The sequence below is a fragment of the Burkholderiales bacterium genome, assembly GCA_023511995.1.
Lineage (GTDB): Bacteria > Pseudomonadota > Gammaproteobacteria > Burkholderiales > Thiobacteraceae > Thiobacter.
The window spans coordinates 1-11,435 of record JAIMAL010000034.1 but is presented as its reverse complement, the minus strand read 5'-3'; the positions used below and the strand labels follow the sequence as shown (position 1 = coordinate 11,435).

7 protein-coding genes and 2 pseudogenes are annotated in these 11,435 nt (G+C 60.6%); 5 read left to right on the top strand and 4 right to left on the bottom strand.

The features are described 5' to 3' along the window. Positions 1–77: 77 nt before the first annotated feature. The 3 genes and pseudogenes from K6T56_12340 to K6T56_12330 all read right to left on the bottom strand — a co-directional run bounded on the left by K6T56_12340 (position 78) and on the right by K6T56_12330 (position 3,198). Positions 78–997, bottom strand: a pseudogene (locus K6T56_12340) (transposase). Positions 998–1,148: 151 nt separating this feature from the next. Next, the gene (locus tag K6T56_12335) at positions 1,149–2,534 is read right to left on the bottom strand and encodes a sensor histidine kinase N-terminal domain-containing protein (GenBank protein MCL6557133.1); all 1,386 of its coding nucleotides are present in this window, start codon (positions 2,532–2,534) and stop codon (positions 1,149–1,151) included. Next, entirely contained in the window at positions 2,524–3,198 is a 675-nt protein-coding gene (locus K6T56_12330) for a response regulator transcription factor (protein MCL6557132.1), read from the bottom strand. Before K6T56_12330 ends, K6T56_12335 begins: the two co-directional genes overlap by 11 nt. An 80-nt stretch (positions 3,199–3,278) precedes the next feature. Between K6T56_12330 and K6T56_12325 the strand changes: the two genes are divergently transcribed. The 5 genes and pseudogenes from K6T56_12325 (at position 3,279) to K6T56_12305 (ending at position 11,280) form a co-directional block, all read left to right on the top strand. After that, the gene (locus K6T56_12325) at positions 3,279–4,589 is read left to right on the top strand and encodes a TolC family protein (GenBank protein ID MCL6557131.1); all 1,311 of its coding nucleotides are present in this window, start codon (positions 3,279–3,281) and stop codon (positions 4,587–4,589) included. Further along, entirely contained in the window at positions 4,564–5,730 is a 1,167-nt protein-coding gene (locus K6T56_12320; protein MCL6557130.1) for an efflux RND transporter periplasmic adaptor subunit, read from the top strand. Before K6T56_12325 ends, K6T56_12320 begins: the two co-directional genes overlap by 26 nt. A gap of 2 nt (positions 5,731–5,732) precedes the next feature. After that, the gene (locus K6T56_12315; GenBank protein MCL6557129.1) at positions 5,733–8,852 is read left to right on the top strand and encodes a CusA/CzcA family heavy metal efflux RND transporter; all 3,120 of its coding nucleotides are present in this window, start codon (positions 5,733–5,735) and stop codon (positions 8,850–8,852) included. 73 nt (positions 8,853–8,925) lie between these two features. After that, positions 8,926–10,785, top strand: a complete 1,860-nt coding sequence (locus K6T56_12310; GenBank protein ID MCL6557128.1) for a glycosyltransferase family 39 protein — start codon at positions 8,926–8,928, stop codon at positions 10,783–10,785. Between the two features lie 30 nt (positions 10,786–10,815). Then, positions 10,816–11,280, top strand: a pseudogene (locus K6T56_12305) (transposase). 39 nt (positions 11,281–11,319) lie between these two features. On the opposite strand, the gene K6T56_12300 reads toward K6T56_12305, so the two are convergent. Beyond that, positions 11,320–11,435, bottom strand: a 116-nt coding sequence (locus K6T56_12300; GenBank protein MCL6557127.1) for an integrase core domain-containing protein, incomplete at its 5' end; no start/stop codon positions are given.

Below are 11,435 nucleotides of genomic sequence, written 5' to 3'. Positions count from 1 at the left end.
GCCTGAACTGGAAAACACCTCATCAGGTATTTATGCAATCATACAGCCGCGTTGCACTTCGAGATTGAATCCACCAATCATACAGCCGCGTTGCACTTCGAGATTGAATCCACCGCTGCTTGCCACAATCGGTCTTGCAGCGCAACGAACACTTTGGCGTGATCGGCAACCTTGCGTCCAAAGTCCAGCACGAGTTTTCGGGCATGGGTGACGAACTGCGCCGCCCGGTACATGATCTCCTGCAGCACCGCCTTCAGCCGTCTTCTCTTGGCCGGATGACGGATTAGCGCGATCTCGCCGGTCAGCCCCAACTGCCCCAGCAGGCGCATACAGTGGTAGGCAAATGAGGCCAGATGAAGAATGGCATCGTTGGTGTCGAACTTGCCCGAGGGCAGGCGCTCCAGACGGGGAAAGAGCCGTTCCAGGAAATACTCGGTCTCCAACACCGAGTGGTGGGAACCTGGCCGCAGCTCAAGGCCAATGTTCCAGCCTTCATTGCCCAGGTAAAGCGCAATCGGGGTGTAGCCACCCACGCCCTGGTAGGTGCGGCTGACGGCCTCCTTCTTCGTGTCGGAGTCGTCTATCACGAAGGTGTCGAGATCGGCACAGAGGTCGCCCTGGTACGCAGTGTGGGCGCTTCGGTGCGTTCGAGCAGCCGAAGCGTCCGCTCATCAGTGAGCTCGCGCAGTTCGGCAGCCTTGGCGTCCAGTCGCTGGCGCATCCAGACACTGGAGGGGACTTTCGTGATCCCCAAAGCCTCTTTGAAGAAGCGATCATGACGAAACGACTCGATCGCCTCGAAATCGCTCTTACCGAGCGTCAAGAGCCCCACCATCGCCTTGACCAGGTCCGAGGTCTTCATCCCTTGCGAGACCGGAAGTTTTGGGTCGATTACCGCTTCCACCTGCACCGCCTGGCAGCATTGCCCGATCAGCGCCAGCCCAGAATAGGATGTGAGATTGAGCTTTGCAGATTGCTTGACTTCAAAGCGGGGCATCGTCGGTTGGGTGAAGCGGGATCACGCAGAATTGGGGTTGCGTTCAGTTTGGGATGAAAGAGCACGGATTCAGGGGACTCAAGCCAGCGCAGGTTGACGAAGGACACACGCCGCGTGGATTCCCCAGAGAGGGTTGAGGCGCGTGGTTCTTTCAGAGGGTAGGGAAGATGATGGTGACGCGTGTGCCGCGAACACCGTCAAGGCTTTCGAGTGTCACGCTTGCACCGTGCGCTTTGGCCCCATCACCGACTATGGCCAGTCCGAGGCCGCTGCCGGTCACGTCGCTGGCGACTGCACGATAGAAGCGTTGAAATACCCGCGCCCGCTCTTCGACTGGAATGCCTGGACCGTTATCCTCGACCACCAGCGTAGGTTGGTCATCGCCGGTGACGCGGGTGGTGACTCGGGCGCCATTCGGGCAATATCGGATCGCATTGTCCAGGAGATTGTTGATCATCTCGCGCAACAGCAGCGGGTCTCCACGCACCATCACTCCCCGGTCGCTTCCTTCATACCCCACATCGATGTGTTTCTCGAGTGCTGCGGGAACCCAGTCTGTGGTTGCATGTTTTGCGAGCTGGGCGAGATCCAGCCGCTGGAAGTGTTGCTCGGGCAAGGCGCCCGGCTCCGCGCGAGCCAAGGCCAGCAGCTGATTCGCTAAACGACTGGCGCGCTCCGCGCTCACCGAGAGCTGGCGCAGGGCATCTTGGATAGGCTCTGGCCCCGGCTGCCGCAGAGCGAATTCGGCCTGGGTCTTGATTCCAGCCAGCGGCGTGCGCAACTGGTGTGCCGCGTCCGCAATGAAACGTTGCTGCGCCTCGATGTTGGCTTTCAGTCGCACCAGCAGGTCGTTGATCGAGTGCAGCAGGGGGCGGACCTCGATGGGGGAATCACTCTCGGGCACCGGGCTTAGGTCCACATGGGAGCGGCTCGCGATTTCTTCCCGGAGCGCATCCAGGGGCGCAAGGCCCCGCCGCACGCCGATCCACACTAGCAACGCGGTAAAGACGAGGATGGCCAGCTGAATCACGACGATGCCCAGGAGTGCTTCACGGGTGATGGTATCGCGCTTTACGAGGGTCTCCGCGACCTTAATGAGGGTCTCCCCTGTACCGGTGTCAGGATGTCCGGCGAGAAACATCGCCGCGACGCGCACGTTGCGTCCTTCCAGTTTCGCGTTGTAGAAAATGGGTTGATCTGGACTGTGCACACTGGGGGGCGGATCAGGGATGCTTCGATCGCCAGCGATGAGCTTGCCCTGTGGATCCTTGACCTGAAAATAGATATTGTCGTGTTCGTCGTAGCGCAGAATGGCCCGCGCCTCTGCCGGAAGGTCGACGTCCACCTGACCATCGTGGAATCGAACCTGGCGTGCAAGCGCTTGAGTAGAGTCGAACAGTGCCCGATCGTAGGCGAGAGTGGTGAGTTTGACGGTTTCCGAATAGACCAAGAACGTGGCCATGGAAAGTAGGATGAAGATGGGCGGCAGCAGCCACCAAAGCAGCTGTCCGCGCAGTGAGGCCGTTCTAGAGGTCACGGGGCTTTTCCATCAGGTAGCCGAGTCCGCGAATAGTTTTTATAGCAACGCCGAAGGACTCAAGTTTCTTGCGTAGCCGGTGTATGTAAACTTCGATGGCGTTGGTGCCTACGTGTTCACCCCAGTCGCACAGCTTTTCCACCAGCTGTTCCTTGCTCACCACTTTTCCGGTGCTTAGCAGCAGGCTTTCCAACACTGTGAGTTCGCGCGCCGAGAGTTCCAACGGCGTGTCGTTTGCCATGACCTGCCGAGACGATGAATCGTAGCGGAGTGGGCCGTAGGTGATGACGGCCGACGAGGCACTTTGCCCGCGACGCAGCAGCGCCCGCACGCGCGCTTCCAGTTCCCGCAGCGCGAACGGTTTGGTGAGATAGTCATCGGCGCCCAGGTCGAGTCCCTTCACGCGGTCCTCTACGGCGTCGCGCGCCGTCAGGATCAACACAGGCACGACGATGCCCCGGTTGCGCCGCCGGTGCAACACCTCGAAACCATCGAGTTTGGGCAGTCCGATGTCGAGAATGATCAGGTCGTAGACCTCATGCAGCACCGCGGCGTCCGCCTCACTGCCGGTCCTACTCAGATCGACGGCATAGCCCGCCTGCCGTAGGGATTTCTGCAGCCCGTCAGCGAGCACCGCGTCATCTTCCGCGACTAATATTCTCAAGTTGGAGTCCCTGCGTAAGCTTTGTGTAAGCAAGCGCCGCTATGCTGGCGCGTCGTTAGTTTAGCGTATTGGGATTGTCGGTGAGCAAAGTACTTCCCCTGCTGGTGTGCTTGTGCGTGGCGTCGGGAGACGTGGCCGGGGCGGATAAGGCAGGATTGCCACCAAACGTCGTGCCGAGCGGCGCCATAGAGCTTTCCCTTGCCCAGGCGCAGGACCTTGCGGCGTCAAAAAACCGTGACTTGGCGGATGCGCGCAGGGCCGTGGAGGCTGCGCGCGCGGACGTCATAACAGCCGGCGAGCGCCCCAATGCCACGCTGTCGTTCAACACCACATCGATTAATCCGCACACTGGCGTGGGGGCCGGCAAGCCCTGGGACAAGACGGTAGACACGGTCGTGCGTGTCGACCAATTGTTCGAGCGTGGCGATAAGCGGGCACTGCGTGTGGCTGCGGCTCGCCAGGGGCTGGCTGCCAGCCAGGCTGATCTGGCGGATGCCGGGCGCCGTACCCGTAGTGTCGTTGCGGCGGCCTACTTTGACCTAGTACAGGCGCAAAACCGGCTGGCGATCCTACGCGACATCATGGAATTGTATCAACGCACGCTGGATGCGGCGGAGATGCGGTTGCGTGCGGGGGACGTTTCGCCTACCGATGTGGCGCGCATCCGCGTGGACGCGCTGCGTGCGGAAAATGATTTACGACAGGGCCAGGCCGACCTTCTACGCACGCAGTCCGCTCTGGCCTATCTGATCGGCTTGGAGTCCTCGGCCCCGCAACTGAAGGCGACGGATGGCTGGCCCGTATGCCAGTCCGTCTCTTGGACCGGGTCGATTGACGAGCTCGTTTCGCAACGCGCAGACGTGAAAGCTGCGCATGCGCGCTGGCTGATGGCCGAAAAGAACCGCGATCTAATGCGCGCGCAACGCACGCGCGATGTGACGGTTGGGATGCAGTACGAACACTACCCACCTGGCGGACGAAACATGTACGGTGTGGGCGTTAGTATCCCCCTCTTCACCGGCTCCTATTACGAAGGCGAGATACGCCGTGCCGAGGTGGAACGGTCGGCGGCCGAGGCCGCTTATGAGCGGGCAAAGGCACAAGCTTATGTCGAAATTGCTCAGGCCCGGGCGGACCTGGAAGCAGCCCGAGCGCGGGCGCTACGCTACCGCAGCGACATCGTGCAGCAGGCGCGTCACGCAGCAGAAGCAGCAGAATTCGCTTACCGTCATGGCGCGCTGGGTGTCATGGATGTGTTGGATGCGCGACGTACTTTGAAAGCCACGCTGCTTGATGCAGAGGCGGCTCAGGCTGATTGCGCAAAAGCCTCCGCCGCGTGGGAAAGTGCGGTGATGGGATATGAGGATGACGAAGAGAAGATTGATCGCTAAGAGTGTTGTGACTATTGCGCTCGTCGCTGGCACAGGCCCGGCATACCTCTGGTGGCATGGTCAACGTGAACAGCCCCCGCGGTCAATGACGGCGGAGAAGCAGGGGGGTGACCGTAATGTGCTGACCTTTCCCGCAGACGCGCCGCAGCTTGCGTACATGCGTATTCAGCCGGTTACGGAAGTCGCGGAACCCGCTACAGAGCCTCTCCCGGCGCGAATTGCCTATGACGAGAACAAAACCGCCCGTGTCACCACGCCGCTGGCGGGGCGGGTTGTCAAGATTGCAGTGCAGCCTGGAGACACAGTGAAATCTGGTCAACCCTTGGCGTGGCTGGACTCGCCCGATTACGGCAGTGCGGTAACGGATGCAGCCAAGGCCGAAGCGGATCTGCGTCAGAAGCAAGCGGCCTATGAGCGGGCAAAGATTCTTTTCGATGGGCAAGTGCTGGCGCGCAAGGATCTGGAATCCGCGGAAGCCGACCTCGCTCAGGCGCAGGCCGAAAGGCGGCGAGCCGTTTTGCGGCTACGGAATCTTTCCCAGGGTGCGAACGAGGTAGGCGGCACAGGCGAGCGCGTTGCCTTGCGCGCGCCAATTGCTGGTGTCGTTGCGGAACGCCAGATCAACCCGGGGGCAGAAATTCGTCCCGACACGCCTGGCCCTCAGTTCGTCGTGAGTGATCTCACCAATCTGTGGGTCATGATCGATCTGCCAGAGCGCTACCTGGGCAAGGTTCATGTTGGTCAGCGCGTAGACCTGGAACTGGACGCTTTCCCGAATGAGGTGTTCCAGGCTCGTGTCGCTTCCATCGGTGCGGCGCTGGATCCGACCAGCCGGCGTGTGCCCGTTCGCTGCGAGTTACCCAATCCGGGCGGACGGTTGAAACCGGAGATGTTCGCGCGGGCGACGCTCATTGCCGACAGCCAACGCCAAGTTCTGCGCGTGCCCAACAGCGCTTTGGTAATGACTGGCCTGTACTATTTCGTGTTTGTGGAAACCGCGCCTGGTCGGCTGGAGAAGCGCCGCGTCGACGTTTCCATACAGGACCGAGACTACAGCATCGTCAAGGCCGGACTGAAAACGGGTGAGCGTATCGTCACCAGTGGCGCGCTGCTGCTCAACTCTGAACTGTCGAGTAATTGACCATGCTCGATCGTCTGATTTCCTTTGCGCTGCAGCAGCGGGTGTTCGTTCTTCTTGCCGCAATCGCTCTCGTCGTTTTCGGCTGGCGCGCCGTTGGGAATTTGCCCATCGAGGCCTTTCCCGACGTGGAAGATGTGCATGTGCAGGTGGTCACCCAGGCGCAGGGACAGGGCCCGGAAGAAGTTGAGCGCAGCATCACCTTACCTATCGAAAAAGAGATGAGCGGGGTGCCTCATCTCACGCGGCTCCGCTCCGTCTCCATGACCGGTTTGTCGGTGATTACCCTGACCTTCTCCGAGCATACCGATGACTATTTTGCCCGCGCCCAAGTGCTGGAGAAGCTTCAGGGGGTAACCCTTCCACCGAATGCGCAGCCTACCCTGGCGCCGCTGACCAATGCAGTGGGCGAGATCTACCGCTATGTGGTGGATGCGCCACCGGGGATGCCGTTGTCGGAAATTCGGGCAATCCAGGATTGGACCATCCGACCCGCACTGCGCCAGGTGCCCGGGGTAGCCGACGTGGTGAGCTTCGGCGGGACCATCAAGGAATATCAGGTCCGGATAAATCCCTATTTGCTGCGCAAATTCAACCTGACCATCGGCCAGGTTAGCCAGGCTTTGGCCAATAGCAGCAGTAACGTGGGCGGCGGATTGCTAAAGCGTGGCGACGAAGCACTGGTGATCCGGGGTATCGGTATTTTCGAAAGTATCGACGACATCGGCCGGGTGGTGGTGGCATCGACCGATGGCAAGCCCGTGTTCGTCAAAGACGTCGCGCAAGTCGTCATCGGTGAACGCACCCGGTCCGGTATCGTTGCATTCAACCAGCGCGATGATGTTGTCGAGGGAATCGTGGAGATGACCAAAGGCCAAAATCCAGCCAAGGTCATCGAAGCCTTAAAACAGAAGGTGAGCGAGCTGAACCAAACACTGCCGCCCGGTGTTCGCATCGCGCCGTTTTACGACCGCACCGACCTCATCCGCCATACCGTGCGCACGGTTAGCGAGAACCTGATCATGGGCGCGACCCTCGTCCTGGTGATCCTGATCGTGTTTTTGCGGAACTGGCGCGCGGCGCTGATCGTGGCGTCCGTCATTCCGCTATCCCTGCTTTTCACGTTTGTTCTAATGGACGCCCGTGGCGTATCGGCAAACCTGATTTCACTGGGTGCAGTGGACTTCGGCATCATCATTGACAGTGCGGTGGTGCTGGTGGAAGCGCTCATGGTGCGTTTGACTGCACACCATCTCATGCCAACTGCTGAGGCGGACCGCTACGGTTGGCGGCTGCACACGCTCAAACACACGGCTGTCACCCTCGGCCATCCCATCCTGTTTTCAAAGGCGATCATCATTCTCGCCTTTCTGCCGATCTTCACTTTCCAGCACGTGGAGGGAAAAATCTTTTCACCCATGGCGTTCACTCTGAGCTTCGCGCTGCTTGGGGCAATCCTGCTGACGCTGACGCTGGTGCCGGCCCTGCTCACTTATGCGCTGAAGCATTCGGATATGGCGGAGAAGCACAGTGCATGGATGCTCGCTACGCAGGAACGGTATCGAAGATTCCTGACCTGGTGCGGGCAGCATCGGTTGCTTATCGGTGTGGGGTCGGTCGCGCTGCTCGCCCTGTCCATTGCGCTGGCGCCGCTTCTGGGCAGCGAGTTTCTGCCCAAGCTGGACGAGGGAAACATCTGGCTGACCATTACGCTGCCGCCCTCCACTTCGCTGGAGCGTACCAAGGAGGTTGAACGGCAGGTGCGGAGCATCCTCCAGAGCTATCCGGAGATCAACAACGTTGTGTCCCAAGTCGGCCGCCCGGATGACGGCACCGACCCAAAGGGGCCGAACAACATTGAAATCCTGGCCGACCTTAAGCCCAAGAGCGCATGGCGATTCCATGACAAGGACGCGCTGATCGCTGACATGACGGAGCGGATTCGCGCCATGCCGGGTGTGCATACCAATTTCTCGCAGGTGATCCAGGACAATGTGGAAGAGGCCTTGAGCGGGGTAAAGGGGGAGATTGCGGTGAAGATTTTTGGCCCCGATCTGGAGGTATTGGAGGACAAGGGCAGGCAGGTGGCATCGGTTCTGAGCGGCATTCATGGTGCTGCCGATGTGGCGGAAATCAGGATCGGGGGCCAGACCGAGGTGGATGTGCGCCTCGATCGGGAGCGTTTGGCCCGCTACGGCATCAATATCTCCGACGTCAACACCATGATTCAGACGGCGATGGCAGGAGCGACGGTCAACACTTTCTATGAGGGCGATCGTCGTTTCGACGTGACGCTCCGCTTTGACAAGCCTTATCGTGATGCGGTGGACGATATCGCCGCCTTGCCTGTGGCCCTCCCGAACAACGCTGGCACGATTCCGCTCGGTTCCGTCTCCAGCATTGAAGTGCGGCAGGGTGCGGCACGCGTGAGCCGGGAGGCGGGCGAGCGCAACGTGTCGGTGAAGGCCAATCTGCTTGGCCGTGATCAGGGTAGTTTTGTGGCTGAGGCGATGGCGGCTGTCGCAGCGAAGGTGCATTTGCCGCCGGGTTACCACCTGACCTGGGGCGGTCAGTTTGAGAACCAGCAGCGGGCCATGAAACGTCTCCAATTCATTGTTCCCGTGAGCCTGGGACTCATCTTCATCCTGTTGTTCTGGGCGTTTCGCACCGTGCATCTGGCGGTGTTGGTGTTATTAATGGTCCCATTCACGCTCATCGGTGGTCTGGCGGGTCTGGCACTGGCCGGTTTGCATCTCTCCGTATCCGCTGCGGTGGGCTTCATCGCAGTGGCGGGCATCTCGGTGCAGAACGGCGTGATTATGGTGGAGCAGGTCCTCGAACTGGTCCGCAACGGCGTTGCCTTTCGCGCGGCCGTGCTGGACGGAGCGGTGGGGCGCCTGCGGCCCATCCTCATGACCGCGATCATGGCCGGGGTCGGTCTGCTGCCCGCGGCGATGTCCCACGGCATTGGATCGGAAACGCAACGTCCGTTCGCAGTGGTGATTGTCGGCGGCATCGTCACTGCAACGGTATTTACGCTGCTTTTGCTGCCCCTCATGCTGCAGTCAGTCGAACGAAAGTTGGGGTTGGATAACGACAAGGCCGTCACGGAAAGCGCACCATGAGTCTGTTGGAACGGGAGGGCGGCGAGGAGAATGGTGCGGTCGGGTCAGGGCTGGGCGAGCTGCGAATAGACCCATGACGTTGCGCGTTGATCGACAAATAGCACATCCGAATCTCGTGCAAACCGTCCGGCCTCCTACCCGTGCAAGAGTGCGCACCGGGAACCGCGTGCTCTGGTCGGGGCTGCTCTCTCTCGCGATCATCAATACCGCTGTTGGCATCACCGGACACGGATTTCTCAATGGCAACGAATCCCTCTATGTCGAGTCCGCCAGGGAGATGCTCCGCAGCGGGAGCTGGGTGGTTCCGGCACTGAACGGTTTGCCTTATCTGGAGAAGCCGCCTCTCATGGACTGGCTTCTGCTTTTCGCCTTCCAGTTTGGGGGAATCAGTGAGGCCACCGCCCGTGCCATCCCGATGGGCGCATCGATCCTGGGGGCCCTGGCCTTGGCGCGATTCGCGCGCCTCCTGCGCATAGAGGGACCGCCAGCGGCAGCTGCCTATATTTATCTGACCAGTCTGGGCGTCGTGCTGATGTCTTCCGTGGCAATGCCAGACGCCCTGCTCATCAGTCTCTTCGGTATCGGTTGCGCGGCTTTTGCGGCCGCGCTGGAAACACAGAGCAGAAACTTAGCTCGCCTGTCTTTCCTTGCCCTCGGTCTGGCATGCCTGACCAAGGGTTTTCTCCCAGCTGTACTGTTCGCGCTCATCCTCGCCGCTTACGTCGCCGCCAGGCCGGTGCGTCTTACGCCGGTGCTGCACCTTTCGCGCGACCCAGTCGCCTGGCTGCTGCTGTTGGCGCCAGTGGTGGCCTGGGTGGTAGCGGCAGAAGTCAGCTTGCCCGGTGCAGCCTGGCGTTTCGTTGTTGACGAACATATCTTGCGGTTTCTGGGTACACGTGAACCAAGGGATTATTACGCTGGCTCGGTCTTTTACTATGTGCCGAGACTGTTCCTGTTTGCCTTCCCCTGGGTTGGCGTCCTGGCATTCGGGTGGGCGGTCCAGCGCCGCAAGCAGGGCGATCAGCGCCAGGATGTTCGGCACTTCCTCTGGGCTAGTGTCTGGGTGCCATTCATTTTCTTTTCTGTTTCGCAGGCAAAAGCCAACTACTACGTCACGCTATGCCTACCCGCCATGGCTTTGCTGACGGCCGACTATGCGCAAGCGCTCACGCGCACGAGGTGCCTGCGCTGGCGCCTGCTGGCCGTACTCGTTTCTGCGCTGACGGTGCTCATCCTGTACGGCATTGGTATATGGCTTGTCGCGACGGGTCGGCAGCACCCATTGCCGGCCCATCCGGACGGCAGCCTTGCGATCACAAGCGTCGCAGCATGGGTGAGCTGTCTGGCACTCGCGGGCCTGGCCGCGTTCGGTTGGCGCAGGACGACAGTGTTTGGTCTCGGTTTGCTTCTCGTTCCGCTGACGGTGCAGCTTCACCATCTGGCCTCCCTCGCGGACAAGGATATTTCCGCCAGACAAATGGCCGCATATATCAGGTCACGTTTTCCCGACACGCCGGTGTTTCTCTACCAGGACTACGAAGCCTACGGAGCCTTGCCCGTCTATCTGGACCGGACTATCCCCGTCATCGATTCCCGTAGCAACGATTTGTATTTTGGGGCCAGGGTGCGGCCCGCTGATCCCTCGCTCACCAGCCCGCCTGCGGTGCTCAGGCTGGAGCGCGCGCTGATCGTGGTACTTGCAGAGCGGGAGGAGACGTTCCGCCGCTCCGAGCTTTGGCCGCGATCCGAGCCTGTGTGTCGCTATGGAAGAGCTACGCTGTACCAATTGGCACCAGCAGAAAAAGCGCGAGTTGTGTATCGTTCTTTCCGTAAATTCCGTTTTGGCCGCTGGCAGGAAGTTTTGCCGGGCGAACGACCTGGGCGCGTAGCGCCCGGGGCGGCTGCCCGGCACAGCGGCGCGGCGGTGGCATGATGCCATGACATCGAGAAAGGAGAATCTTGCATGGCAATGCGTGTCGAAACCAACCCCCTTTAGGCGGCTTATGCCGTCTTGCTTGAGCATGGACTGGATGGTGCAGGCGAGGCTCCGCGCATCCTCGTCGATGAAGTCAGCAAGATCGAACGCTCCCAGTGCCTGCGTGCCGAGCCCTACGAGCGCACGGTCACTCGACGGGATGACGCCAACGGCTTCAAGCCCAAGACCATGCTCACCCGTGTGGGCGAGCTAACCTTTCAGGCGCCGCAAGTGCGTTCCGGAGACTTCTATCCTTCTGCGTAGGACGGCGGCGCCCGCACCGATCGGGCGGTGAGTCTTGCCTTGGCCGAGATGGTTGTTCAAGGCGCCTCCACCCGCCGGGTGATCGACGGGTTGCAACCCCTCGTGGGGCCTGAAATTGCCCGCTCCAGCGCCCAGGTGAGCCGGGCCGCCGCCAAACTCGACGAGGGGCTTTCAGCTTGGCGCGAGCGCCGGTAATCCCCCCGCTTTTAGCGGCATCCAGAAGTAGAACTATGCGGCCATGGCCAGCCGCTGTTTCGGGGTGAAGCCGCCCAAGGCCATGTTCGGGCGGTGATGATTGTAGTGGTACATCCACTGTGTGGCGAATAGACGTACTTCGTCCAGAT